We start from the raw sequence: 26,430 nt of genomic DNA on the forward strand, positions 1-26,430 counted from the left end.
GGATGCGTTGGTGGTTATGGCTCTCGATGTCCGGTTTGCTCTGTGCAGTAACAGCTGACGCTGCGCAGTTGTCTGCGCCATCTGGATTCTATAATCCAGGCTTGCAGCTGCGAGCCTCGGCCAAGAGCGTGACTTGTTCCAAAGTCGCCGTTTATCGGGGGTCATTGACCTTTCCGAGTAAATACGAGGGGTCAGGGCCTGCTCGCGACACCATCAACCCGGATTCTCAACGGGAATTTGAGCGCTTGACCAAGCCGATGAGCGATCTGCAGCAACAATCGGCCAGCCTGAGTGATCGCCTGTTCAAGGGCAAGGGGAGTGTCCAGGATTTGCAGTGCCTGCTGTCGCTGTGGCGGAGCTGGGCGCAGGAGCATGCGCTGGAAGATGAGACCCCGAGCCCTGTTGGTCGTGCGGTTCGGAAATGGACACTGAGCGCTATTGCGGTGAACTATTTAAAGGTACAGCTGAACCTTGGTGCTCAAATCCCGTCCGCGGATCGGCAACTGATAGAGGGCTGGATTGGTGCCCTGGCAACCCAGGTCCAGAAGGATTACAGCAACCGGAGCGAGAAACAGACCAACAACCACGATTACTGGGCGGCCTGGGGCGTCATGGCCAGTGCCATTGTTCTGCAACGTCAGGATTTGTTCGATTGGTCCTACGGTATTTATCAAACCGCCATGGCGCAAATTACGACCGATGGTTTCTTGCCCAATGAGCTCAGACGTAAAACGAGAGCCGCCTCTTACCATAACTTTGCCTTACAGCCTCTGGTGGTGTTGGCGGCCTTTGCCCAAGCCAATCAGCAACAACCGTTAGTGTTGGGGCAGCACGCTCTTGACCGACTGGTGAACAGCGTGCTGACCAGCATGGATAATCCGGCGCTTATCGAACAAGCCGCCGGCGCTCAACAAGTTCAGGAGGATCTGCGCACAGGCGGGCGTCTCTCTTGGATGGCCTCTTATGTCTCTATTTCTCACGACGATCGTTCTCTGTCGTTAATTAAGCAGCTGATGCCGTTGCGGACCAGTCGTCTCGGCGGCGATCAAAGTTTTATCTACCTTCGTGACCGCCCGGAGCTCTATCCCGAGCGGCGCAAGACCCAATAGACCCGGTACAAGGAGTGTTCCCATGATTCCAGTTATTCTCTCTGGTGGTAGCGGCTCTCGCCTCTGGCCTCTGTCCCGCAAGCAACACCCGAAGCAGTTTTTGAATCTGCTGGGTGAACACACCCTGTTACAGCAGACGGTTATGCGCTTGCCGGAAAAACCATTCGGTAAACCCTTTCTGGTCTGCAACCACCTGCATCGTTTCGTGGTGCGGGAGCAGTTGCAGGAGATCAAGCGCGAACCCAGTAACGTGTTGCTGGAGCCCTTTGGCCGTAACACGGCCCCGGCGGTGACCCTGGCGGCCATGCTGATCCAGGAGGAAGAAACCGTCGATGATCTGATGCTGGTGTTGCCCGCGGACCATGTAATCCGTGACGTACCGGCTTTCCATGCCGCGCTGGAGCGGGCGCGGGTCGAGGCCGAGAAGGGCAAGCTGGTGCTGTTCGGCATTGTGCCGACGGCACCGGAAACCGGCTATGGCTATGTGAAGAGCTCCCAGGTCAATGGTCTGGAGGCGGTACCGGTAGAACGCTTCGTTGAGAAGCCAGATCAGCAGACGGCGATGAGTTTTCTGGCCAGTGGCGACTACTTCTGGAACAGCGGCATGTTCATGTTCAAGGCCAGCCGCTTCCTAGACGAGGTCAAAGCCCTGCAACCGGATATCTACGATACCTGCCAGTTGTCGCTGGAGCGCAAGTACCGGGATCTGGACTTCTGGCGTCTGGATGCCGACAGCTTTGCTTTTTGCCCGGATGACTCCATCGATTACGCCATTATGGAGCGGACCCAGGATGCTGTGCTGGTGCCGCTGCAGGCGGGCTGGAGCGACGTCGGCAGCTGGTCGGCGCTGTGGGAAGAGCAGGAAAAAGATGAGCAGAGCAACTTCCTCAAGGGCAACGTCGAACTCCAGCAGAGCGAGAATTGCTACGTCCACACCACCCATCGCATGGTCAGTCTGATCGGCATGAAGAACACAGTCGTCATCGAGACCAAGGATGCGGTGCTGGTGGCGGATCTGGATCAGGTGCAGGACGTCAAAAATGTGGTGAAGAAGCTGGAGCAGGCCGGTCGGCAAGAGGCGCAGCATCATCGCGAGGTGTATCGCCCCTGGGGCAGCTATGACGCCATCGATCAGGGCCAACGCTTCGGGGTCAAGCACATTACGGTGCAACCGGGGCAGAGTCTCTCCTTGCATCGGCATCTGCACCGCGCCGAACACTGGGTGGTAGTCCACGGTGTCGGTGAGGTGACCATTGGCGAGCAGTCCTTCCTGATCACCGAAAATCAGTCCACATATATTCCGCAAGGTGAATTTCACCGCCTGGCCAACCCGGGCAAGGTGCCGCTGGAAATCATCGAAGTCCAGACCGGCACCTTTCTCGGTGACGAAGATATTGAACGGGTGGCCGATGTCTATGGCCGGGTCGATCCTCATGACCCCTTGCCAGCCAGCAATCTGCTGATGGCCTCCGGCATTCGCATTCTGCCGGCTAACTAATCAACACAGCACAAGAGGGATCTGGAGATGGAACAACTGAGCTGCTTCAAGGCTTATGACATTCGAGGCCGACTGGGTGATGAGTTGAATGAGGAGATCGCCTACCGGATTGGCCGCGCGTTTGCCTACTATCTGGGGGCCAAACGGGTGGTGATCGGTGGCGATGTGCGGTTGTCGACTCCGGCCCTGAAACAGGCGTTAGCCCGCGGGCTGATGGATAGCGGTGCCGATGTGATCGATCTGGGATTGACCGGCACCGAGGAGATCTACTTTGCCACCTGGCATCTGGGGGTGGATGGTGGCATCGAGGTGACCGCCTCCCACAACCCGGCTGACTACAACGGCATGAAACTGGTGCGCGAGGGCAGCAAGCCGATCAGTGGCGATACCGGCCTGAACGAGATCAAGCGGCTGGCCGAAACCCGGGACTATGGTCCGGAAGCCAAGTTACCCGGCCATTATCTGCAGCAGAGTGTGGAAGAGGCCTATGTCGCTCACCTGCTGACCTATCTGGACTTGGCCCAGTTGCGCCCACTCAAGCTGGTGACCAATGTGGGCAATGGTGCCGCCGGGCATGTCATCGACGCGCTGGAGAAGCGCTTCAAGGTGCTGGGCGTGCCGATCAGTTTCATCAAGCTGCATCATGAGCCGGATGGGCATTTTCCCCATGGTATTCCCAATCCCTTGCTGCCCGAGTGTCGGGAAGACACCACGGCAGCGGTCAAGGCCTATGGCGCCGATATGGGCATTGCCTGGGATGGGGACTTCGATCGCTGCTTCCTGTTCGACGAGAAGGGCGCTTTTATCGAGGGCTATTACATCGTTGGCCTGCTGGCGGAATCCTTCCTAGTCAAGCAGCCCGGCAGCCGCATCATCCATGACCCGCGACTGGTGTGGAATACCCAGAGCATTGTCACCCAAAGCGGCGGTGTGGCGGTGCAATCCAAGACCGGTCACGCCTTTATCAAGGAGCGGATGCGCGCCGAGGATGCCCTGTATGGCGGCGAGATGAGTGCACACCATTACTTCCGGGATTTTGCGTATTGCGACAGTGGCATGATCCCCTGGCTGCTGGTGATCGAGCTGCTCTCCCGGCGCCGTCAGCCGCTCTCGACGCTGGTGGCCGAGCGCATCGCCGCTTACCCCTCATCCGGGGAGATCAACAGTGTGTTGCCCGACCCGCAGGCTGCCATTGCCCGGGTGCTGGCCCACTATCAACCGCACGCCACCCTGATTGACCACACCGATGGCATCAGTCTGGAGTTCGAGGCTTGGCGTTTTAATCTGCGCAGCTCGAATACCGAGCCTGTGGTGCGCTTGAACGTCGAGTCCCGCGCTGATATCCACTTGATGGATCACAAGACCCATGAAGTGTTGACGCTGCTACGCCAGGAGGGTTAACCATGTTGTCATTATCACCACTGAGTCCGGAACTAGCCGGAACCCGGATCGCCGAAGAACCCGCTTCCGAATTGTTGCCCGGTCTGTCTGCCCAGCAATTGCAGCGGCCGTTGAAACTGCAAAATAGCGTCCAGCCTTATGCCTGGGGGACTACGGATGTCCTGCCCTGGCTGCTGGGTGTCGCCAACCCCTCCGGGCAGCCCCAGGCCGAGATCTGGGTCGGAGCCCATCCCAAGGCTCCCTCCTGGGTGAATCTGCCCAGCGGCAGTGTGCCACTGGATCGGGTGATTCAGGCCGAGCCCCAGCTGTTGCTGGGGCAATCGGTGGTGGCGCATTTTGGTCATGAGCTGCCCTTCCTGTTCAAGATCCTCTCGGCCGGCTCCCCCCTGTCGATCCAGGTGCATCCGAACAAACAGCAGGCGCAACAGGGATTTTTGCGCGAGGAGCTGGCCGGTATTCCGCTGGCCGCCGGGCATCGCAACTACAAGGACCCGAATCACAAGCCCGAGTTGATCTCGGCCTTGACGCCGTTTGCCGCCATGGTCGGCTTTCGGCCGATCCCCGAGATGATTCACCTGCTGCAACTGCTGGGCGTCAAGTTGTTCAACAACTGGATCCTGGAACTGGAGGCCAAGGGCGTCGAGGCTCTGGAGCCTTTTTACCAATGGGTCCTGGAGCTCCCGGCCGAGGAGGTGCGCCGCACCCTGGCTGCGGCTGCCCCCAGCATCAAGTACCACAAGCAACCGGCCTTGCTGGAGATGGCCCGTCTGGCCCGTGCTTATCCCGGTGACAGCGGTGCCTTTGCGCCCCTGTTGCTGAACCTGGTCTATCTCAATCCGGGCGAGTCGCTGTTCCTGCCGGCGCGGACGCCTCATGCCTACTTGCGCGGGACCGGAGTGGAGGTGATGGCCTGCTCGGATAACGTGCTGCGCGCCGGCCTGACCGACAAGCATGTGGACAAACCTGAGCTGCTGGCTACGGTCGAGTTCAGCATCATGTATCCGGAAGTATTGCGACCGGACTATGTGGGTATCGAGCAGGTTATTCCGATACCGGTGGACGACTTCCGGCTCAGCTTTTTGCGGCCGGATGGTCCGACGCCCTTCCCGGTTGGCGGACAGGGAGAGATTGAATTGTTGTACGGGTTACGCGGCCAGATGACGCTCACCTCGGCCGAGGGTGAAACCTGGTCGTTGGGACCCGCCGATGCGTTGCTGCTGCCTGCCGGTGGTGCGGGCTACACCTTGAGTGGCAAGGGCAAGTTAGCCTGGGCCCGGGTGAATCAGAGCGTCACGCAATAAGCGGTTGTTCCAGCATTGCCCTGGACTTTCTCTGGGGCCTCACAACAAAACGGCTCCCATCGGGAGCCGTGTTTATCTCTGATATCCAGCACGGGATTTACAGTTGTACCTCGTGAGCGGTGGCGCTGATCTTGTGGATCGCCAAGTCAGCCCCTTCGTGTTCTTCTTCCTGGCTCAACCGCAGGCCGACGACCTTGGCCATGATGCCGTAGATCACCAGGGCCCCGATCACCGCAATGGCAACGCCCATCAGGGTGCCGATCAGCTGGCTCATGAAGCTGACGCCGCCCATACCGCCCAGGGCTTCGCTGCCGAAGATACCGGCAGCGATACCACCCCAGGCACCACACAGGCCATGCAGCGGCCAGACCCCGAGTACATCGTCGATCTTCGGTTTGCGTTGCAACCAGGTGAACACCAGGATGAAGATGGCGCTGGCAACACCACCGACCACCAGAGCGCCCACCGGATGCATCAGGTCGGAACCGGCACAGACCGCGACCAGACCGGCGAGTGGGCCGTTATGGATGAAGCCGGGATCATTACGGCCCAGCAGCAGCGCGACCAGGGTGCCACCGACCATGGCCATCAGCGAGTTCACCGCCACCAGACCACTGATCGCCGACAGCTTCTGCGCCGACATCACATTGAAACCAAACCAGCCGACGATCAGGATCCAGGCGCCCAGCGCCAGCATGGGAATATTGGACGGAGCGAAGCCGACAGTCTGGCCATTGCGGACTCGTCCACGTCGGGTGCCGAGCAGGATCACGGCGACCAGACCAATCCAGCCGCCCACCGCGTGAACCACCACGGAGCCGGCAAAGTCATGGAACGCCGCGCCGAACTGGCCCTGCAGCCACTCCTGCACCCCGAACCGGCCGTTCCAGGCGATCCCTTCGAACAGCGGATAGACCAGGCCGACAATCAGGAAGGAGCAGGTGAGCATGGGATAGAAACGAGCTCGCTCGGCAATACCACCGCTGACAATCGCCGGGATTGCCGCCGCAAAGGTCAGCAGGAAGAAGAACTTAGTCAGATCAAAACCATGGTTGGCAACCAGGGTGTGGGCGCCGCTCATAAAGGTTTGGCCGTAAGCCAGACAATAGCCGAAGAAGAAGTAGGCCAGCGTGGACACGGCGAAATCGGTGATGATCTTGACCAGGGCGTTGACCTGGTTCTTGCCGCGGACGGTGCCGAGCTCCAGAAACGCAAAACCTGCATGCATGGCCAGCACCATGATGGCACCCAGCAAAATAAACAGGGTATCCGAGCTGGTAACCAGTGTTGCCACTGCATTGTTTACATCCACCACAACTGACCTCCATCGCTACAAAATGGCGCAACCGGCATCCTGGGTTCGCCTTGTTCCGGGTTGTATTGTTTTTGTTAAGCACATTTTTCGCGCAATCGAACCAACTGGGGGAGTTCTTCTGGTGCGCGGCGCAGTGCATATACACAAAGCGTACCAACTGGATCAGCGGTCGGAGGCTTTATGGATAACCTTATGATGAAAAAGGATAAATAGAGACAGAACCACGGCGACTTCCCCTCCGGTGTTCGCCAGCATCAAGCACTAAAATGGAGCATCAAAACAGTGCAAAGCACCAACAGTAGGAGAGTGAGTCCTGCGGCTGGATGCCGCAGGGCCCGCATTAATGAGAGAAGGTATCGGCGCGAAAGGTCGCCTCGAGGGCTTGCTGGTAGCTGGCAGGCTCGAATGTGGGCTCCTTGCCCAGCAGGGGGTGCAGCACTGGCTGTGGCAGATCGGGAATAAACTGGCTGTTCCCGAGCAGTGCCCGCGTAACTTGCCCGGCCTGGAATAGCTGGCGTACGTTCCGGTATTGCTGGTTCAGCGGACCGCTGCCTGCACGGCTGAAGGCCATGAACGGGATCCGGAACGTCAGCTCCGTCTTGGCATGAGGGGGTAATACCCGGGTTCCGGCGCTCATCAGATAGGGTTGGTGATCACCAAATGCCAGCAACAGATAGCGTTTGCCACTGGCATCCAGGCCATCGATCAGACTTTGCAGCGAGGCCATGGCATCTACCACACCGGTGTAGTAGGTATTCAGAGTCTGGCGGTCACTTTCACTTTCGCCAGGGCAAGCCGCCTCCAGCTCTTGCTGACCGTAACGACTCTGGTTGAATGGGCCATGTCCCTGCATGGTGACGGCATAGAGGAGTTGAGGAGCCGAGTCGGCTTGGCTCTGTTCCAGAATCCGCTGCACCAGCGCCCGGTCGCTGGTATAAAAACCTTTCTGATCCAGGGTATTGAATTCGCTGTCGAAATGACCGTGCTGGTAACCCAGCGCCGGTATAGCCTTATCCCGTCCCCAGAAATTCTGTTTGTAGGGATGATAGAAGTGAGTGCTGTATCCCATGGCTCCCGCACTGCGAGCCAAACCCGCCGCCTGATCGGCCAGATAGTAGTAGGGCACTATGCCCTGTTTCAGCAGACCTACCGGTAAACCGGTATTCATCTCGAACTCGGCCAGCACTGTCATGCCGCCCGTGGTCGGGGAGTGGATCTGTTGCTGCACCGCCTGCACCGTTGCCGGCAGCCTGAGCACCGGTGCCGGTTTGCAGATGCCGCCTTCCCAGCCCAGCCAGAGCGCCTCATATTGCATGACGATGACCAGATCCCAGGCCGGTTGGTCTGTGGCGTTGGTATCAGGGCTCATCAAGGGTTGTTGCAACGGGGAGGCTGCAGCCGGGTAGCTATAGATGGAGCTGCCGGAGACCAGGCCGTTGATCAGATCGAACAGATAGAGGGATGGGCCTCGGCGCACCATATCCCTGTGGTAACTGGTTTCGTTATTGAAATAGTTGATATTCGGGCCGAGCACCGTATTGCTGGCCTGAATGGCGAACACACTGAAGCCGAAGAAGGTGACGAGGACGGCGACGAAACGCAGCAGCCAGTTGAACCAGCGCAGGCGCCAGAGCAGGATCAGCAACGAAGCACCGATCCCGCCGACCCAAAGCCCGTGGTCGCCGATCAGGATCTGCAACAGGCTGACCAGATTGTTCAGGTCATCCCCACCCAGCGAGGTACCATAGATGCTGATTTTTGCAAAGTTGGCGAGTAGGCCGATGGCGAACAGCAGGGTGAAGATCAGACCCATATACAGATGACGACCGACCAGCACACTGACGAGCCAGCCGAGGGTCATCAGGCTCCAGGAGAGGTAATAGTGGTTGATCCGGTATTCGGACCAGACCAGAAACTCACTGACGCGGAAACAGAAGGTGGCATGGAGCAGTAGAAAACAGAGGTTGGCCAGCAAGATGGTGCCGGTGATCCGCCAGCGCAGTCCCTGGCGCAGCACGGGCGCCAATACTCGCAGTAATCCCCAGCACAGTAGCAGGGTTGCGCTCAGGCTCAGCAGCATGCGCTGCAGACTAAAACCGCTCTGGGGCAAAGAGCGGATCAGCTGGGGCGTATTGAATGCGGCTGAGGGCTCGACCCCGGAGCGGGCGATTTCTACCGTCAATTGATACTGTTCGGCGAGCGATTCTTTCAACACCCGGATGCTGGCTGCGAGCGACACTTCACAACCACCTTGATGCAGACACTCGGAGCTCAGTCCTTCGCGGGGACCGACCGCCAGATCAATATGGCTGGCTTCCTGGCTATCGGGCCGACTCAAGCGGTAGACGATGTGATCCCCCGGTTTCAGGGGCTGGGTGAAACGCCAATTGGCATCCAGCACCGCATAGGTGCCGCGATCATCATTCTTGTAGATCATGCCCATATTCTGCAGTTCGGCGACGTCGCCGAATTGCAGATGATAGGCCGGATAGAGCAGTCCCTCGTCCCGAACCACCGGCAGCAATAAGACCAGCAACAGCAAGAGCCCCAGTAGACCGAGCAGCATACGCTCGAGCGGAGAGGCCGTTCTGGCATCAGGATGACGGAATATGAAACGGTGACGCATGTGCGGTTTCTCTCAAGCCGGTCGCGGGAGGCAATAGATTGCTAAGCAAGTCTCTTGCCGGATCGACCGATGGTGGAGAGCTATCGCTGACCTGTCAATTCCGGCAGTGCAATATCCGGCGCTGGTCGACAGAAGTCGAGGTTCGACCAGCGCAAATACGGTCGGGCAATAACAAACTCGAGGCCTATGCGGTGGCGGCTAGGCTGAGGCGATAGTAGGTACTGGCTTTCTCGAACAGCCGTAGTTGCTCCATCAGCTCGGCGAGTGCGCGGTAGGTGGTCGCATCAGGCTCCAGAGCCAGGGCGCGTTCCAGATACGCCTGGGCCGCTTCAAAATCCCGCTGCCGCAACAGCAAGGAGCCGATGGCCTGCAGCAGTGAGGCGGATGGTTGTGACTCCTGCTGTTCCCATTTTTGCAGTTGGGCGAGCAGACGGGGGGCGGACTGCCTCAGCAACGGGATTACCAGCAACAGTGCCGGCTCAGCATGCCGTTTCAGACCCTCTTGCAGCAGCTCGAGGGCTTGAGCCTCTTCGCCCTGGCGGATCAGGGCTCCTGCCGCGGCGGCCTGCAGCGCCGGATCCTGCTTCAGACTCTTCGGCAACTCGCGCCACAAGGTTTGTACACCGCTGGCGCCACCGGTACGGGCCTGCTCCTCGAACAGTGCCGGATAGATCTGCTGCTGCAACTGCCGCTGCTCTTCGCCGCTCAGCTGTTTGCGCTTTTGCAACTGTGGCAGCAGGGCCAACAGGGGGGCCCAGTGTCCCAGCGCCTGATAGCACTCCTTGAGCAGTTGCTGGATCACGGCATGTTGCGGGTGGGCCTGATTGAGGTTTTCCAGCAGGGTTTCGGCCTCGGCATATTGCTGCTGGCGCAGCAACAGCCGGGCCCGGATCAGGCTGACGGCCAGCGAGGCGCGAGGATGCTGGGCGGCCGCCTGTTCCAGATATTCGTCGCGACGGGCATGTTCGCCCTGAGCCTGAGCCGCCTCTGCGGCACTGAGATAGTTCAGCAAGGCTTGTTCACTGTCCGGGGCGCTCTTGCGCATCAGAGTTTCAGCCTGCCGAAATTGACCTTCGGCCAGGGCCAGGGTGCCCGCGAGGGTGCGCTCCCGGGCTTTCCGGCGACGGCGATTCCCCAGCCAGAGCCGAGTCGAGCCCTTGATGCCAAACAGTCGCACCGCCACCCGCTCCAGCAGCAATAGGGTCCCGTAGAGGATAAAGGCCAGAATGGCAGCGCTGATCACCGTCATCTCGATGGTGTACTCGCCGATGGCAATCAGGACATAACCTTTGTTGCCCGCCAGTAACGGACCGCACAACAAGGCCGCGCCCAGGATCCCGAGCAGTAACAGTATCCGAATCATGGTCGTCTCCTCACTGGGCCATCAGGTGTTGCAGCCGTTGATGGACCAACTCCTCGAGCTGGTGCTGACTCTGGAATTGCTTGGGATAATCCAGCACCACGGGTTGTTCCAGCAGTTTGGCAATCTCGCCATGCATGTATTGGCTGGTGCTGTCATTGGGGTCGAAGTACTGCTCCAGCCAGCTATCCGCCTTGGTCAGATTGTCTTCGTAGACGGCTTGCTGTTCGCGGTAGATGGCCAGCTGAGCCTGCAGCAAGCGAGTCTTCAGATTCTCCTTCAGATACCAGGTTTGTTGCGGGGAGATCAGCGCTTCGGTATCGCCATTGCGACGCCGTATGGTGATGAAATTCTCGGTGAAGGCGGTCCAGCTCTTCTTCAGATTGCTCTGCCAGTCTCCCGGGTCATTACTGAGTGCGGCATCCGCTTCCCCTTCGGGGGCCGGTGGTGGATTGATGCCGAGCAACGTCAGCTGATCCACGTTGTCGATGAGGGCGCCGAGACGCAGTACCAGACCTTCCCGATCGAGTAACGGCAGCTCCTTGAGTTTGACCAGATCGCTGGTCAGCGCCTGCCGCAACGGCAACAGGCTGGCATCGTTGAGATCCCGCAAGCGGTTATCGGCCTCGACCAACAACATCTGGGCGGCGGTGGCGTCCCGCTCCAGCCACAGTTTGCGTCCGGCCATGCGCACCAGATAGTCGGCTTCGGCCAGCAACCAGTCGTTGGGGCGACGGCTCTCCAGACGCAGCAGTTGTTTTTCCAGCTGGGTCTGTTTGTCACTCAGCTGCTGCTGGCTGGTGCTCAGGTTTTGCAGCTGTTGTTGGCGCTGCAGGTCATTTTCTTGCAGCGCCGGTTGCTGCTGTTGCAACGCCACCAATTGCAGTTCCAACTGGTGCAGGGCCGCCGTCTGTTGCTGGCTGCGCCAGGTGTCGTACAGGTAGGCAGCCGCGCAGGCGGCAAGGAGCAGCACGATCGCCAGAGCGCCCAGCCAGTGGTTGCGCCAGCCGCCACTGTGATTCGGCTGTGCCGGAGCAACCGCAGCGGCTACGGGTGGGTTCACCGAGGCGTCGTTGTCCGGAAGCTGGGTGGCTGGTACTTGTTCTGTCATGCCTTAATTCCTCTTGCCGAGAGCCGCCACCATGGCAGCATGAGTAGCCCCCTGCGCCACGCGGGCTGCAGGTAGACCGGCTTCAGCCACCAAGGTGGCAACCCGGTGGCTGGGTACAATGATCTGCAAGCTGTCGAGCCAGTGGCGGTCCTGGTCGGGGATCAGCTGTAAAAGGCGGCGCAATATTTCGCCGCTACTGATGATAACACTGTCGACTCCGACTGTACGCCACTGTGTGCACAGCGCCGGGCCATCGAGTTCGGGCCATTGTCGCTGGTAGCATTCGCCATAGTGAACCTCGGCGCCACGCTGCCGTAACTGCTCGGCCAGGAACTCCCGTCCGCCATCGCCGCGCAGGATCAGCACCCGTTGGCCCTGCACCGTCATCAACTCGGGCAGTGCCAGCAAGCCTTCACTGCGGGCATCGACCGGGGTTATGGCGTCGATGTGGCAGGCCTGCCAGCTGGCCGCAGTGGCACTGCCGACGGCAAAGGTGGGGATCCGGGGCCAGGACTTGGCCTGTTGTTGCAGCCAGAGATCGGCTTGTTCCACCGCATGGGCACTGATGGCAATCAGCAGGTCATGGCTGCGCAGTAATTCCGGCAAGGCGGGCAAGTCACGGCCGGGCACAATCTGCAACAAGGGGCAGAGCTGGGGCTGGTGACCCGCCTGCCGCAACAAGCGGGCTAACTCACTGGCCTGAGGTTCCGGGCGCAGGATGAGCGGGGTCATGAACCATAGACTCCACTCAGGATTTCGGCCGCACCCATAGCGAGCAACTGCTCCGCCAGAGCGGAGCCCAAGGCTTCGGCTGCAGCGGCCGGTCCCCGTTGTTCGGCGCGCAGCACCAGGCTGCCGTCGGGGCGTCCCACCAGTCCCCGTAACCACAGCTCGTCGCCCTCCTGTTCGGCATAGGCGCCGATAGGAACCTGGCAGCCACCTTGCAAGGCGCGGTTCATGGCACGCTCGGCCAGCACCCGTTGCCGGGTTGGCGCGTGCTCCAGCGGCGCCAGCAGCGCCAGCAGCTCCTGGTCATCCAGTCGGCACTCGATGCCGACCGCCCCCTGGCCGTTGGCGGGCAGACTCTGCTCCGGGGACAGCAGGGCTGTGATGCGCTCCGGCATACCGAGGCGTTTGAGGCCGGCCGCCGCCAGAATGATGGCGTCGTAATCGCCGGCATCGAGTTTGGCCAACCGACTGTTGACGTTGCCGCGCAGATCCAGGATCTGCAGATCCGGGCGCTGGGCGCGCAGCTGGCATTGCCGTCGCAGGCTGGAGGTGCCGACCCGACTGCCGGCAGGCAGTTCGGCGAGAGAGGCGAAGCGGGTGCTGACGAAGGCATCGCGGGGATCTTCCCGCTCGCAGATGATGCATAACCCCAAACCGGTTGGAAATTCCACCGGCACATCCTTCATCGAATGCACGGCGATATCGGCTTCCCCGGCCAGGATGGACTGCTCCAGCTCCTTGACGAACAGTCCCTTGCCGCCGACTTTGGCCAGCGGACTATCCAGGATCTTGTCGCCCTTGGTGCTCATCGGCACCAGTTCGATCCGTAATGCCGGATAGAGGGCTTCGAGGCGTGATTTGACATGGTTGGCTTGCCACAGAGCCAGCGGGCTCTTGCGGGTGGCGATGCGAATGCTTGTTCTCATGGTCACAATGGCAGGGGGAGGAGTGGCCGAATAGTACCACTCTTGCCAGTCAGCTGCATGGGGGGCTACAGAGCTGCGTGCAGCGGATGCTGACCGAGTGGCTGGCTTGGGATGCATAACGTGATCTGGTTCGCATGAATCCGTGCAATGGTTCCTTGAGGGCGGTTACATTTGCGGCCCATATCATGATTAATCGATTCACTAACGAGGGGTGGTTTTAGGTGAGGAGAAAAGGTTTACCGGGCTGTTACCTGTTGTTACCATGCTCACACTTTTGCCCGAATTCGGTGCGATTCGGGTCTGGATGTTCGTGGGATTAAGGTCAGTCGGTTGCCACATGAATTCGCAACGCTCATAGCCCGCTATGATGCGATGAATCAGACCAGGACTGAGCGTGCATTGGAAGCAATGAGTCAACATGGCCAGCAGCTCTTCGAGTTGTTGCCGGTCTTGTTTCATTTCAACCATCCGCTCCTGCCAGGCTATGTCTCCGGCGAAGTGCCGCACGGCATCGCCAGCTTCGAGCTGTCCGCCAGTCAGCGCGACTTCATCGAAGACATCTGTATCGCCACCAACTGCCACGCCGGCATCCAGGCTCATGAGCGCTCGATTCTGGGCCTCTATTCCATGGGCAGTACCTCATCCATCGGTCAGTGTTGCCGCTCCGATCTGGACATCTGGGTCTGCCATTCTCACGAACTGGAAGCCGAGCGTCTCGAACTGCTGGAACACAAGTGCCTGCTGATCTCCAAACTGGCCGAAAATCGCGGCGTCGAGCTCAACTTCTTCCTGATCCCGGATAACAAATTCCGTCTGCATAATCGCGCCGAACTGGGCGGTGATAACTGCGGCAGTGCCCAGCATCTGTTGTTGCTGGACGAGTTCTACCGCAGTGCCTTGCGCATCGCCGGCCAACGTCTGCTGTGGCCGATCCTGCCCGGTGATTGGGATGAGACCTACGACGAGCAGGTCGCCGCGCTATTCCGCTCTGGCCAACTGCAGCAGCACGAGTGGCTGGATCTGGGCAGCTTGCAGCGGATCCCGGCCGAGGAGTATTTCGGCTCAGCCCTTTGGCTGCTGTATAAGGGTCTCGACTCTCCTTACAAGGCGGTACTGAAGATCCTGCTGATGGAGGCCTATTCCGCCGAATTTCCCCATACCCGTCTGTTGTCGGTCGAGACCCGTGACTGGTTCCAGCATCATGACGACTACAGTCTGCGGCTGGATACCTATTACCTGATGCTCGACAAGGTGACCCAGTATCTGAGCGCCCAGGGCGATCACAAGCGGCTGGATCTGGCGCGTCGCTGCTTCTATCTCAAGGTGTGTGATGATCTGAGCCGGGACCATGAGCCGCGACATGGCCAGTGGCGGCGGGATGTGATCACCGCCCTGGTGACCGAGTGGGGCTGGGATGCCCAGCAGCTCCGTCATCTGGATAACCGCAACGACTGGAAAGTAGCCGAGGTCAAACAGGCCTACGGCGAACTGCTGGAAGCCTTGATGCAGAGCTACAGCCAGCTGATCCAGTTTGCCCGCCGCAACAACATCAGTGAATCCATCAACCCGGAAGATATCGGCATACTGTCGCGCAAGCTTTATGCGGCGTTTGAAGCCCTGCCGGGCAAGGTGCAGCGCATCAATCTGAAGATAGCGCCGGATCTGCACGAAGCGGATTTGAGCCTGATCCAGGTGCCGCCGGGACGGCTGAACCGTGCGGGCTGGTATCTCTACAACCGCTCGCTCAAGCCAGTGGATATCATTGGTCAGGCCCCTCTCGACTACAACGGCTATCTGAGCAAGCTGGTGGCCTGGGCTTATTTCAATGGCCTTTTGACGACGGGAACCGCACTGCACCTGCGTACCAAGGGCGCGGATCTGGATCTGGAGAATCTGCGACAGTTCAGTCGCGATCTGGCCGCCACCTTCCCGGTGCGGCTCAATGCCGTCAGCAATCTGGCGCTCAGCCGTCCGTGCGAGATCCGCCATCTGGGGATCTTCCTCAATCTGGAGCTGGATCCGACCTCGCACTGGGATGATCGCGAGTTGGAGTTCGATGCCGACAACTCCGATGTGCTGAGTTTTGGCCGCGAACAGGAGTGTCTGGTCGGTACCGTGGATCTGGTGTACCGCAACTCGTGGAACGAGATCCGTACCCTGCACTTCAATGGCCCCGAAGCTGTGGTGGAGGCCTTGTCGACCATTCTGGGCAAGATGCATCAGGATGCGCTGGCACCGGAGGCGGTGGATGTGTTCTGTTACAGCCGCCACTTCCGCGGCCTGATCCGCAACCAGTTCAGCCAGTTGGTGCAGGAGTGCATCGATCTGCGCCTGGCTCGCGATAAGCAGCGTTTGGTGAAAATGCTCTATCTGGGACACGATCGCTACGCGCTGTTCCTGGAGCGGCGCGGGGTTTCGGTGAAGAAACTGGAGAGCGCCATCGATTTCTATCGCCAGGTATCCAGCAACAAGCTGGAGCGCCAGCCGCTACCGGAAGGGGATGACCTGAGCCAGTGCGTGCCGTCGGTGGTGGACTCTTACGCCAGCGATGGCCTGATCCAGTTCTTCTTCGAGGAGAACGACACCGGCTTTAACGTCTATGTGCTGGATGAGAACAACCAGATCGAAATCTATCGCGACTACTCCGGCAGTCGGGATGATTTGGTGCAGAGCGTCAATCGCTACTACACCCTGACCCACGAACGCTTCAATTACGACAACCAGTTTATCAACTTCAACCTGCCGCAATTCTACGAGCTGGTCTGGCAAGACGGCCAGCAACAGGTCCACCCCTACCGCTCCAATAGCCGGGATAACGGCTAAGCCATTACCCGGGCTTGAGGTTGTTACTCCGATGGCATCTGCCGATCCACATGCCCTAGATCCCGCTCGGGATCGATAACATCGCGCACCTTCTGCTTGAGGATCTTGATCTCGGGGAAGCCGCCATCGCGTTTGCGTTCCCAGATAGTCACGCCATCGATCAGAATTTCAAAATGGCCGCCGGTATCCGGATGCAGATTCACCGAGCCCAGCTCCTCGCTGAAGGTGGAGAGCAGCTCCTGGGCCATCCAGGCCGAGCGTAACAGCCAGTTGCACTGACGGCAGTAGTAGATGTCGATCACCGGTTTGGACACGTTGGCTCCTTGAGGTTATGGCTGAATGCATGGCAAATCGGGCGCCTGTGCGCCCGATGGGGAGAGTGAGCGCTCGCTGGGGGGAACACTAGCCGAGTTCCACTTCCTGGCCGGACTGAGCCGAGCTGGCGGCCGACAGCAGCGCCATCAGTTCATGACCTTCCCGGTTGTCGATCCACTGCTCATCCCGGTACTCGAAGTGGTAGCCGTTGAAACGGGTTGCCACCCAGATTTGGCATAACGGCGCCTGCTTGTTGATGATGATCTTCGATTTATCTTCGAAGGTCAGCGTCAGAATGCCACCGCTGGTATCGGCATCGATATCGACCCCGCTGGCTTCGATAGCCTCTTCAATGGCTTGAAACTGCTGTTCCGCCAGGGCGTGAAAATCGCTTTCTTTCATCTGGGTCGGTCCTATTGCATTTAAGAAGATGAGTGCGATTATAGGGGCCCAATTTGATTTTTAGCACGAGATCCATGAAGAAACCCATGCTTGTCTGGACAGGGGTGCTGTTGGCGTTGACTCAGTTGACGGCTTGCGGCCTCAAAGGGCCCCTAAAAATGCCAGAAGAGGAGTCAAAAGCGGCTTCTTCCCAGCAATCATCGCAACCTGCGGCGCAACCGGACACGGAACAACCGGCTGCCACCCAGCCCTGATCGGCGCGGCTCAAGGCTGCGGATGCCGTACCAAACGTAAGGAACACCAGGATAAATGGATTATTTTAACTACCGGGAAAATGGCCAGCTCTTCGCCGAAGAGTGCAACCTCAGTGAACTGGCGGCCGAACATGGCACTCCGCTGTATGTCTATTCACGGGCGACCATAGAGCGCCATTGGCACGCCTTCGACAAGGCGGCCGGAGATGTGCCCCATCTGATCTGCTATGCGGTGAAAGCCAACAGCAATCTGGCGGTGCTGAACCTGCTGGCGCGTCTGGGCTCCGGTTTTGACATCGTTTCTGGTGGTGAACTGGCGCGCGTCATAGCAGCAGGCGGTGATCCGGCCAAGGTGGTGTTTTCCGGTGTGGCCAAGACCGAAGCCGAGATGCAGGAAGCCTTGCGTCAGGAGATCCTCTGCTTCAACCTGGAGTCCGAACCCGAGCTGGAACGACTGAACCGGGTGGCGGGCGAGATGGGCAAGAGGGCACGTATTTCCGTGCGGGTGAATCCGGATATCGATGCCGGCACCCATCCCTATATCTCCACCGGGCTCAAAGAGAACAAGTTCGGTGTGCCGATCGAGCGCGCCCTGCTGTTGTATCGTCAGGCGGCCCAACTGCCGAATATCGAGATCGTTGGTATCGACTGCCATATCGGCTCCCAACTCACCGAGCTGGAGCCCTTCCTCGAGGCCATGGATCGTCTGCTGGCCTTGATTGACCGTCTGGCGTCCGAAGGTATCCATGTCCATCACCTGGATGTCGGTGGTGGTCTGGGCGTTAACTACAGTGACGAGAACCCGCCCCATCCGGAGCAATATGCTGCGGCTCTGAAGGCCAAGTTGGCCGAGCGCGACCTGCAGCTGATTTTCGAACCGGGTCGTGCCATCGTCGCCAACGCCGGTGTGCTGCTGACACGGGTCGAATATCTGAAAGAAGGGGAAGACCGCCACTTCGCCATCGTCGATGCCGCCATGAACGATCTGATCCGTCCCTCCCTGTATGGCGCCTGGATGAACATCATCCCCGCCGATCGCAGCCTCGAGCGCCCGGCCCGTCGTTATGACGTGGTGGGCCCGGTGTGCGAAACCGGCGACTTCCTAGGCAAGGATCGGGAGCTGGGACTGGCATCCGGCGATCTGCTGGTGGTGCGCTCGGCTGGCGCCTATGGCTTTGCCATGTCCTCCAATTACAACACCCGTCCCCGCGCAGCCGAAGTGCTGGTGGATGGCGCGGATGCCCATCTGGTGCGGCAGCGGGAACCGCTGGCCGAGCTGTGGCGTCTTGAAAACACCCTGCCCTGAGGCGAGAGCATGCTGATTCAATTTTCCAAGATGCACGGTCTGGGGAATGACTTCATGGTGGTGGACGGCATCACCCAGAAGATTTTTTTCAGTCCCGAGATGATCCGCCGCCTGGCGGATCGTCATTTCGGTGTCGGCTTCGACCAGTTGCTGCTGGTGGAGCCGCCCTATGATCCGGAGCAGGATTTTCATTACCGCATCTTCAATGCCGACGGCTCCGAAGTGCAGCAGTGTGGCAATGGGGCGCGTTGCTTCGCCCGCTTCGTGCGCCTCAAGGGGCTGACCAACAAGGATCGCATCGCGGTCAGCACCATGAGTGGCCGTATCGTGCTGCAATTGGAGCATGACAACCTAGTGACGGTGAACATGGGCGTGCCCGAGTTCGAGCCGGCCAAGGTGCCGTTCCGCGCCCAGAAGGCCGAAAAGACCTATCTGCTGCGGGTGGCTGAACAGACGGTGATGTGCGGCGTGGTCTCCATGGGCAATCCGCACTGCGTGCTGGAAGTCGACAATATCAAGACGGCGCCGGTCGAGACGCTGGGTGCCCAGCTGGAGAGCTTTGACCGCTTCCCCGAGCGGGTGAATGTCGGCTTTATGGAACTGGTGTCGGCCAACGAAATCCGCCTGCGGGTCTTCGAGCGCGGCGCCGGTGAGACCATGGCCTGTGGCACCGGAGCCTGTGCCGCCGCCGTGGTCGGTATCTATCAGGGCAAGCTGCGGGATCGGGTCAAGGTGCACCTGCCGGGCGGTACCCTGCAGATCGCCTGGAAAGGGCCGGGGACGCCGGTCTTCATGACCGGGCCTGCCGAGCATGTCTTTGATGGAGAGATGGATCTGTGAGTGAGACCTCGCTGCTGGAAGGCCTGTTGCGGGAAGAGCAAGTGGTGGCCTATCTGGGCAAACACCCAGAGTTTTTCCTGCGCCACAAGGCGCTGCTCGATCAGCTACAGATCCCGCACCCGGTCCGCGGGGCTGTGTCGCTGGTGGAGTTGCAGCAGGAGCGCCAGCGCGAGCGTATCGAAGCGCAGGAGCAGGAGCTGCGAGCCTTGATGGCCACCGCCAGCCGCAACGAGCATATCTTCCGGGTCTATGCCGATGTCTATCCCGAGCTGTTTGCCTGCACCACACTGCGTCAGCTGTGGAAGCGACTGCACACCACCTTCCGCGATCGGTTGCGCATTCCCGTCAGTGCCCTGTGGCTGAATGCCGGGGCGGTGAAGGCCAAGCGCAGCGATCAGGGCTTTGTGCTGGAGCCTGCCCGCTTCAATCAGCTGTGCGTGCAACCGATGGCCGGGCAGGGGATCTACTTTGGCCGCCTGTACGACAGTGAACGTCAGTCCCTGTTCGGGGAAGAGGCGCTCGTGCATTCGGCGGCGATCCTGCGGCTGGGTGAACAGGGCGAGCTGGGTTTTCTCGCCTTTGGCCACGCCAATCCCGAGTACTATCACCCCGGCATGGACAGCCTGCTGCTGGAGCAGCTCGGCCGCTTTATCAGCCTACTGGTGCCGACTCTGGTGACCCTGCGTGGCTAAAGCGGGCGCTTCCGGGACCCGGCGGCCAGAGGCGGGTTGTGGTATGTCCGCCGCCCTCCGCGACTGGATTGACCGTTTCCTCGAAGACATGCGGGTCGAGCGACAGTTAAGCCCCCACACCCTCAACAACTACCGTCTGCATCTGACCGAACTGGGGGATCTGGCCCATCAACTGGGCCTGGCCCATTGGTCTGAACTCAAGGCACCACTGGTGCGTGGCCTGGTGGTGCGCTTGCACCGCTGCGGCCAGCTCTCGGCGCGCAGCATCGCCACCAAGATGTCATCGCTGCGAAGCTTCTGTGACTATCTGGTGCGCAAGCAAGAGCTCAAGGCCAATCCGGCGCGGGGAGTGGTGACGCCGAAACAGGGGCGGCCACTGCCGAAGAACCTGGATGTGGATCAGGTCTATCAACTGCTGAACATCACCGATGAAGGGGATCCGCTGGCGATTCGCGATCGGGCCATGATGGAGCTGTTTTATTCGGCTGGTTTGCGACTGGCCGAACTGGTGGCGCTGAACGTCGCCGATCTGGGACGGGATGATCGCCAGCTGCGCGTGTTGGGCAAGGGCAACAAGGAGCGGATCGTGCCCTTCGGCCGCATGGCGCTGGAGTGGTTGAACAAGTGGCTGGCCGTGCGCCCGCTCTTTGCGGTCGCCGATGAGCCGGCGCTGTTCCTGAGTAAGCAGAAGCGGCGCATCTCCACCCGCTCGGTGCAGCTACGGCTGGAGCAGTGGGGCATCAAGCAGGATCTGGCTCCTCACGTCAATCCGCACAAGTTGCGTCACAGCTTTGCCACCCATCTGCTGGAATCCTCTGCCGACTTGCGCGCGGTGCAGGAGCTGCTGGGGCACGCCAATCTGGCCACCACCCAGATCTACACCCATCTGGATTTTCAACGGCTGGCGGATGTCTATGACCAGTCCCATCCCCGGGCCAAAAAACGCCACAAGGCCGATTAACCCCATCAACTGTTTCGCCGCCAACGGTTGGCGCGGTGGAGCCCCCATGGAAGAGTTTACGGTGTGTTAGCCTGTGCTTCCTTGTCGATGGCGCACGGCTATTTAGATAGCTCGCTTTACGACTCGCCATAACCGCCACAGGCAGTAACCGCTGAACAGAGCGCACAGTGCAATCAGCACCAATTGCAGGATCTCGGCATATCCCCCGCCAATGTTCAGACCCACCCGCGTCACGTGGTAGTCGCTGCGGTTCTCCTCATCGAAGAAGTCGACCAGCCGCCAGATCAGCAGCGCGAGCCAGAGTGAAAGACAGAGCAACCAGAACAACGAGCGTTGGAACATGGCAGAGAGTATCGCAACCTGAGCAAGGGAACGGAGCGGTATGCTAACGCACCCGATGCCGATCTGTCCCCTGCGAACCGGGTCTCGCTGCCGCTCCTCCGTCGATCCGGCATGTGACCTCACGAAGTAAACGCGCTAGCATGGTGGTGCTGTGTTGTGATCATCAGGAGTGGTTATGGAGTTTTTTCGTCGTCTTGGGGCGGTGCGCGCCATCAGTTTTGATCTCGATGACACCCTGTATGACAACCGGCCGGTGATCGAGCATGCCGAGCAGTGGATGGTGGCCCATATGCGGGATCGCTATCTGGAAACGGCCATGTACGATCGCAGTTGGTGGTATCGTCTGAAGCTGGATCTGCAACGGCAGCAACCGGCGCTGGTCGATGATGTCTCTCTCTGTCGCCGCGTGCTGTTGCAGCGCGGCTTGATGGAGGGCGGCATGGCCGAGGCCCTGGCGCGTCAGGAGGCGGAGTCGGTGTTTGCCCAGTTCCTCGAGGTGCGCTCGCAGATTGCGGTGCCGGATACCACCCGCCGCATCCTGTCGGCGCTGGCGCAGAAGTATCCGCTGGTGGTGATCACCAATGGCAATGTGCTGCTGGAACGTCTGGGTCTGGAAGGCCAGTTCCAGCACGTGCTCAAGGCCGGTGGCGGCTTCCGCATGAAACCGGCGCCGGATCTGTTCACCGATATGGCCCGCCGTCTGCAACTTGCTCCCCAACAGATCCTGCATGTCGGTGACGATGTGACCACAGACGTCGCCGGCGCCGTGCACAACGGCTACCGCAGCGCCTGGCTCAACGATGTCGGCCAGGATTGGCGCACCCTGCGCATCCTCCCCGATGTCATGCTCACCCGCCTGGAGCAACTGCTGACCCTGTTGTAGCAAGCCCCAGCGAGCTGTTCACTGCCATAATTCCAGCCCCAATGGCTCATTCGATAGTCACTATTTCATGGCGACTATCGTCTGTTTGCGTCTGATGCTAGCGCCTTTATCTTTCTCTGCTCGCAGCATATTCAGCGCCATCTGCCGCGCTATTGCCTATCACCTGGCTGAAATTTTGCCTTGGGCAACGGCGTCTTTTGCGGTCGCTGTGTCTTTTTCCTGAAATATTAAGCACCCACGACAGAACATCATTTCATTGTTAATCCCTTCGCGGACTTTCTTGGTCTGTATTTTATTTTCGTGCCAAGTTTTCATTAAATTCATAGCACTTGTCAGATGAGACAGGTTAATAAAAAGTTAATTTACCAATGGTAATTAAAGTGTTTAATTAACCGGTGCCGCGAGTGAGCGCCTGGCAAGTTAGTTGGTTGAATCATATAAAACGTCGGCTCATACATTCCTCTGGCTAATTTTGCCAAGCGTATTTTTTCAAAACAGGAGATTGTTATGAATAAATTTATTTACGTTATAGGTGATGTATTTGAGAACTTCAAAGAGATTGAAGGTGCCGTGCATTATTCGGAGTGGGCCGATTCAGTTCGCAAGAATAATTACGCTTATCCGGTAGTGGCGTGCCCTGGTCAGGGATTGACCTTCGAGCAACAGGCCTATATCGATAAAATAAATCATCAATATATCGATGTGAGTGAGCAGTGGAGTGATGAAAAAAAATTAGCCACCAATAAACAAACCCATAAATATCGTTGTGAGAATATCCTTATCACTACCCCGAAAGAAATAGCCCATAACACCTATCAGTCTGATTTGTTATTACACGCCGATAATGAATTATTACTGGACCATACTACCGGATATCATATTCAGGGTATGGTGTTTCTCGAAGCCACCCGGCAAATAGCTTCTGCCGTAACCGATATGATTCGCCCCTCGATTGGTAAATATTATGTTATGCATGATATCTATGCTGAATATCATAATTTCGCCTTTCCGATTGAAACGCGGGTCGTATTAAAGATTACGGAAAATCGATTCAACGACGAGGGCGAGGAAATATTTGTCGTCAGTGTCGAGTTTATGCAGAACGGTAAAAAAATAGTGGTTACGGGTGGCAGTTTTACCGCAACCGATAAACAGAAAATTATTCAAAAAGAGCAACGACTGGCCCATATCACCATCCAGAAAAGTATCCGTACCCTGCAGAAAAAACTGCAACCGGCACCGGTATTAAGCTCTGTGGTCGGGGGCTAACCATGCCAGCACAACAGGAGCAGCAGATGCAACAAACCGTGTTCGTTACCGGTGCAACCGGTCATTTAGGTAGCCATTTGACCCAGGCACTGGTTGCCGCCGGGTATCAGGTTAGGGCCGGGGTTCGGGATCTGGGCAAGGCCCGCTCCCTGGGCGCCATCTCCGGCGAGTTGATCGAGGTGGACTTGCTGCAGCCGGAGGGGCTGGTACAGGCCTTATCCGGCGTCGGCGTGCTGTACCACGCGGCGGCGCATTTTGCCCACTGGAGCCGGGCGCCGGAGCGGGATATCGAGCAAGCCAACGTGCAGATGACGGAAAATATCCTGCGCGCGGCCCATCAGGCCGGGGTGCGACGGGTGGTGTATGTCAGTTCCACCGGCACGCTAGGTCGGGACCAGAGCGGCTGTGCTCAGGGGCCGGACACTTGGTGTCAGGATACCTGCGGTAACCCCTATTTTGCCTCGAAACTGGCGGCGGAGCAGCGGGCGCACCAGTTGGCGCACGAGTTGGGGCTGGAGCTGATTTGCTTGCTCCCTGCCGCCATGATCGGCAGCGGCCAGTTCTGGCATACCCCAACCCTGACGTTTATGGAAGCCATTGTGCGCGGTGAATTGCCGCTGGATCTGGATTTCGAGATCAATCTGGTCGATGTCCGTCGCGTGGCGCGCGCCATGGTCGCCGCCGCGCAGCGGGGGCAGGCCGGGCAGCGCTACATTCTCGCCAACCCCCACGGCATCGCGATCCGGGATATTGCCGCCATCGCCCACCAGTATAACCACAAGGTGCGCAAACCCCTGCGCGTCGGCAAGTCGGTGCTGTTGGCGGTGGGGCTGATGAGCGAATGGTTGGCCAAGGGGTTCGGCATCGAACCGCAACTGCTGCGCAGCCAGGTCCATTTTTATTATCAATGCAAAGAGAACTTTGATGTTTCGGCCTCGATTCGGGATCTGGATCTGGAAACTGAAACCAGCGCCCAGTGCGTCAATCGTTATTTTTCCGAGCTGATGGAATCCGGATCTTTAAACCCTCAAGGAGTGAAATATGCGTAATTATATTCGTGGTCTGTGGTGTGTGCTGATCCTGTCTTTTTGTCATGGCCTCTATGCCGGTGAGCTGTACGATGAGTTGTCAGGAAAACCCGCCAAGAAGATTTTATTCAGCTTGTTTGCCAAGGAGAGTTTTAATCAGGAAGAGGTCAAGGATCTGGATCAGCTCTGGCTGGATTACAACTTCAGCGAGCAGGATGTCGCCGCGGCATTCCGCAGTTATCAGAACAAATATCCGATCCAGATGAACGCCTACCAAGAAGTGATCCTGTGGCATACCGACAAGGATGTAATTCCCAGCACCACGACGCCGGAAGAGTTTGCCCAAGTCGGGCAGTTGTTTCACCAGAAAGCTGCCTTATTCGGTGGCACGGTCCGACTGATCGGTGGCTTCTTGAATAATGAGCAACCGTACCGCAAGGGTCTGTGTCGCTGGATAGCTCCGAATACCTTCAGCATGTTGTATGTGGTGCGATTGGCGCGTGAGCCCTACTTCGGGCCTTATTTTCCGCAGGATGGCGGCACCATTGTCTCCCAGACCCTGCATTGATGCCGATCTGAATCATGAGGAATAACATGAATACCATTAAGCTGATTGCAGTGGATATTGATGGGGTCTTATTGCAAGACACCTTCAGCCCGGTGTTACATCAACTGGTCACCCTGTATGGCGGTGAATATACGCGCGAGTTGGAGCGAAATGTATTTTCTCGCAATCAACTCAGTGCCGCTGCCTATGTCCAGAGCGAGCTGGGTTTGACCTTGTCGCCCCGTGACATCATCGACGACTATTTCCGCTTGCGGGAACAGTATCTGCAGCATCACGAGGGCGGCCTGATCCCGGGGGCACTGAATTTCTTGCAGCGCATGGCCGGGTTACCCGTCCAGCTGATCTGCTACGGCGGCTTGCAAGAGCAGCAGATCCATCCCGATTACGCCCTGTGTCGGCCCTATTTTTCCCGCTATGTCTGCACCAACGACTTCCGTCCTGGCCTGCGGGAGATAGTGCGCGACCATGCGCATCTGCAGTTCGAGCAGGTGTTGTTCATCGATGATGTCAATACGGTGGCCGAAGAGGCGAAACGGTTGGGTTGCCCGTTTATCGGTGTGCCGGCGCGCAATGCCTGGGGCTGGCAATATCTGGATATGCAGCTGACCGGCGTCCGCTTTCTGGTCGACGGCGTCAAGAACATTGACCTACCGATGTTGCAGCAGCTGGATCAGGATGTGCGCAGCAGTTTTATCGAGGTGGCCCATGCCGCACTCTGAGATCCGTCTGCTGCTGTGTGATTTCGATGGCGTGATCAGCCCCGGCAGTACCGAAGCGCTGTGCGATGCCTGTTATCGGGTCATCCGTCAGTACCGGCCGCTGCCGGAGCCTGTGTTCCGGCAGCTGTTCCGGACTCTGGTGCCGTTCCCGCTGCAGCACTCCCTGCATTTTCTGCTGGAGTCTATGGGGCTGGGAACCCACCGCGCAGAGCTGTTGCATGCTCTATTGGGGGTGGGGCATGGACCTCTGGTCCATCAGCCATTGCTGCGACATTGCCAGCAGCAGGGGATTGATTTTCGGGTGCTCTCTTCCTCCTATGGAGAGGATCCCAAGTTCGCCGCCCTGCGCGCTGAACTCGGCGGTGAGCGGCTACTGGCCGATGGGCGCTTCTCCAAGGTCAATCCTCTGGACTTTGCCGATCTGCTGAGTCGGCTGGGGGTTGCGGCGGATGAGGTGCTGTATCTGGATGATTGCCCGTTGGCCTTGCTGACCGCGCAGCAGCTGGGGATCCGCACCCTGCATGTGCGCAACGCCATTTTTGACCAAGTACAGTACCAGGCGGTGCAGGGGTTTGTGCCGTACAGCGTGGACTCACTGGATGAGGTGGTGACGCTGTTGACGCAGTGGGCCCGGCAGCCCGAGTGCAGCTGA

General features: G+C 58.8%; 25 protein-coding genes. 16 read left to right on the top strand and 9 right to left on the bottom strand.

Translation table 11 applies throughout. The annotated features are described in order from the left end of the window. The first annotated feature begins 2 nt into the window (after positions 1–2). Genes ACZYUB_RS05720 through manA form a run of 4 tightly spaced genes read left to right on the top strand, consistent with a single transcriptional unit; the run spans position 3 to position 5,309 of the window. The gene (locus ACZYUB_RS05720; protein WP_463946261.1) at positions 3–1,109 is read left to right on the top strand and encodes an alginate lyase family protein; all 1,107 of its coding nucleotides are present in this window, start codon (positions 3–5) and stop codon (positions 1,107–1,109) included. A 22-nt stretch (positions 1,110–1,131) separates the two neighbouring features. Further along, entirely contained in the window at positions 1,132–2,607 is a 1,476-nt protein-coding gene (locus ACZYUB_RS05725; protein WP_463946262.1) for a mannose-1-phosphate guanylyltransferase/mannose-6-phosphate isomerase, read from the top strand. Between the two features lie 27 nt (positions 2,608–2,634). Further along, positions 2,635–4,008, top strand: coding sequence for a phosphohexomutase domain-containing protein (locus ACZYUB_RS05730; protein WP_463946264.1), 1,374 nt, complete (start codon positions 2,635–2,637; stop codon positions 4,006–4,008). 2 nt (positions 4,009–4,010) lie between these two features. Next, a complete protein-coding gene (manA, locus tag ACZYUB_RS05735) occupies positions 4,011–5,309 on the top strand; it encodes a mannose-6-phosphate isomerase, class I (RefSeq protein WP_463946265.1) in 1,299 nt (432 codons plus the stop codon). Between the two features lie 97 nt (positions 5,310–5,406). On the opposite strand, the gene ACZYUB_RS05740 is transcribed toward manA, so the two are convergent. The 6 genes from ACZYUB_RS05740 to hemC form a co-directional block, all read right to left on the bottom strand. Further along, the gene (locus tag ACZYUB_RS05740) at positions 5,407–6,624 is read right to left on the bottom strand and encodes an ammonium transporter (RefSeq protein ID WP_463946267.1); all 1,218 of its coding nucleotides are present in this window, start codon (positions 6,622–6,624) and stop codon (positions 5,407–5,409) included. Positions 6,625–6,964: 340 nt separating this feature from the next. Beyond that, positions 6,965–9,250 (bottom strand): LTA synthase family protein, encoded by a 2,286-nt coding sequence (locus tag ACZYUB_RS05745; RefSeq protein ID WP_463946268.1) that lies wholly within the window; start codon positions 9,248–9,250, stop codon positions 6,965–6,967. Positions 9,251–9,434: 184 nt separating this feature from the next. Continuing rightward, positions 9,435–10,613 carry a heme biosynthesis HemY N-terminal domain-containing protein gene (locus ACZYUB_RS05750; RefSeq protein ID WP_463946270.1) on the bottom strand — a complete coding sequence of 393 codons (1,179 nt, stop codon included), beginning with the start codon at positions 10,611–10,613 and terminating at the stop codon, positions 9,435–9,437. Positions 10,614–10,623: 10 nt separating this feature from the next. Then, a complete protein-coding gene (locus ACZYUB_RS05755; protein ID WP_463946272.1) occupies positions 10,624–11,721 on the bottom strand; it encodes a uroporphyrinogen-III C-methyltransferase in 1,098 nt (365 codons plus the stop codon). 3 nt (positions 11,722–11,724) lie between these two features. Then, on the bottom strand, positions 11,725–12,453 hold the full coding sequence (locus ACZYUB_RS05760; RefSeq protein WP_463946274.1) for a uroporphyrinogen-III synthase: 729 nt from the start codon (positions 12,451–12,453) through the stop codon (positions 11,725–11,727). After that, positions 12,450–13,376 carry a hydroxymethylbilane synthase gene (gene hemC, locus ACZYUB_RS05765; RefSeq protein ID WP_463946276.1) on the bottom strand — a complete coding sequence of 309 codons (927 nt, stop codon included), beginning with the start codon at positions 13,374–13,376 and terminating at the stop codon, positions 12,450–12,452. Before hemC ends, ACZYUB_RS05760 begins: the two co-directional genes overlap by 4 nt. A 330-nt stretch (positions 13,377–13,706) precedes the next feature. Between hemC and ACZYUB_RS05770 the strand changes: the two genes are divergently transcribed. Further along, positions 13,707–16,199, top strand: a complete 2,493-nt coding sequence (locus tag ACZYUB_RS05770; RefSeq protein WP_463946278.1) for a class I adenylate cyclase — start codon at positions 13,707–13,709, stop codon at positions 16,197–16,199. A 23-nt stretch (positions 16,200–16,222) separates the two neighbouring features. Here the strand turns inward: ACZYUB_RS05770 and ACZYUB_RS05775 are convergent, their stop codons facing one another. Next, a complete protein-coding gene (locus ACZYUB_RS05775; RefSeq protein ID WP_463946280.1) occupies positions 16,223–16,513 on the bottom strand; it encodes an Rdx family protein in 291 nt (96 codons plus the stop codon). An 88-nt stretch (positions 16,514–16,601) separates the two neighbouring features. Beyond that, positions 16,602–16,916, bottom strand: a complete 315-nt coding sequence (cyaY, locus tag ACZYUB_RS05780; protein WP_463946281.1) for an iron donor protein CyaY — start codon at positions 16,914–16,916, stop codon at positions 16,602–16,604. Positions 16,917–17,002: 86 nt separating this feature from the next. Here cyaY and lptM point away from each other — a divergent pair, with 86 nt between their 5' ends. Genes lptM through xerC form a run of 5 tightly spaced genes read left to right on the top strand, consistent with a single transcriptional unit; the run spans position 17,003 to position 20,969 of the window. Beyond that, positions 17,003–17,170, top strand: coding sequence for an LPS translocon maturation chaperone LptM (lptM, locus tag ACZYUB_RS05785; RefSeq protein WP_463946282.1), 168 nt, complete (start codon positions 17,003–17,005; stop codon positions 17,168–17,170). Positions 17,171–17,225: 55 nt separating this feature from the next. Continuing rightward, positions 17,226–18,476, top strand: a complete 1,251-nt coding sequence (lysA, locus tag ACZYUB_RS05790; RefSeq protein ID WP_463946284.1) for a diaminopimelate decarboxylase — start codon at positions 17,226–17,228, stop codon at positions 18,474–18,476. Positions 18,477–18,485: 9 nt separating this feature from the next. Next, positions 18,486–19,316 (top strand): diaminopimelate epimerase, encoded by an 831-nt coding sequence (dapF, locus tag ACZYUB_RS05795; protein WP_460884524.1) that lies wholly within the window; start codon positions 18,486–18,488, stop codon positions 19,314–19,316. Beyond that, positions 19,313–20,008, top strand: a complete 696-nt coding sequence (locus ACZYUB_RS05800) for a DUF484 family protein (protein ID WP_463946286.1) — start codon at positions 19,313–19,315, stop codon at positions 20,006–20,008. The genes dapF and ACZYUB_RS05800 overlap by 4 nt, the downstream gene beginning before the upstream one ends. Next, complete coding sequence (gene xerC, locus ACZYUB_RS05805) at positions 20,001–20,969, top strand: tyrosine recombinase XerC (protein WP_463946287.1); 969 nt, start codon at positions 20,001–20,003, stop codon at positions 20,967–20,969. Before ACZYUB_RS05800 ends, xerC begins: the two co-directional genes overlap by 8 nt. A 102-nt stretch (positions 20,970–21,071) precedes the next feature. Here xerC and ACZYUB_RS05810 read toward each other — a convergent pair whose 3' ends face one another. Then, positions 21,072–21,311, bottom strand: coding sequence for a hypothetical protein (locus ACZYUB_RS05810; protein ID WP_463946288.1), 240 nt, complete (start codon positions 21,309–21,311; stop codon positions 21,072–21,074). Between the two features lie 175 nt (positions 21,312–21,486). Here ACZYUB_RS05810 and ACZYUB_RS05815 point away from each other — a divergent pair, with 175 nt between their 5' ends. From ACZYUB_RS05815 to ACZYUB_RS05840, 6 genes are all read left to right on the top strand, one after another. Then, a complete protein-coding gene (locus ACZYUB_RS05815; RefSeq protein ID WP_463946290.1) occupies positions 21,487–22,194 on the top strand; it encodes an HAD-IA family hydrolase in 708 nt (235 codons plus the stop codon). A 507-nt stretch (positions 22,195–22,701) separates the two neighbouring features. Continuing rightward, positions 22,702–23,463 (top strand): AfsA-related hotdog domain-containing protein, encoded by a 762-nt coding sequence (locus ACZYUB_RS05820; RefSeq protein ID WP_463946292.1) that lies wholly within the window; start codon positions 22,702–22,704, stop codon positions 23,461–23,463. A gap of 2 nt (positions 23,464–23,465) precedes the next feature. Continuing rightward, on the top strand, positions 23,466–24,512 hold the full coding sequence (locus ACZYUB_RS05825) for an NAD-dependent epimerase/dehydratase family protein (protein WP_463946293.1): 1,047 nt from the start codon (positions 23,466–23,468) through the stop codon (positions 24,510–24,512). Continuing rightward, a complete protein-coding gene (locus ACZYUB_RS05830) occupies positions 24,505–25,059 on the top strand; it encodes a hypothetical protein (RefSeq protein WP_463946294.1) in 555 nt (184 codons plus the stop codon). Before ACZYUB_RS05825 ends, ACZYUB_RS05830 begins: the two co-directional genes overlap by 8 nt. Before the next feature lie 26 nt (positions 25,060–25,085). Next, entirely contained in the window at positions 25,086–25,778 is a 693-nt protein-coding gene (locus ACZYUB_RS05835) for an HAD family hydrolase (protein ID WP_463946296.1), read from the top strand. After that, positions 25,765–26,430, top strand: coding sequence for an HAD family hydrolase (locus tag ACZYUB_RS05840; protein WP_463946298.1), 666 nt, complete (start codon positions 25,765–25,767; stop codon positions 26,428–26,430). The genes ACZYUB_RS05835 and ACZYUB_RS05840 overlap by 14 nt, the downstream gene beginning before the upstream one ends.

It is taken from the genome of Pseudaeromonas sp. HNCC25DJ182 (genome assembly GCF_055413365.1).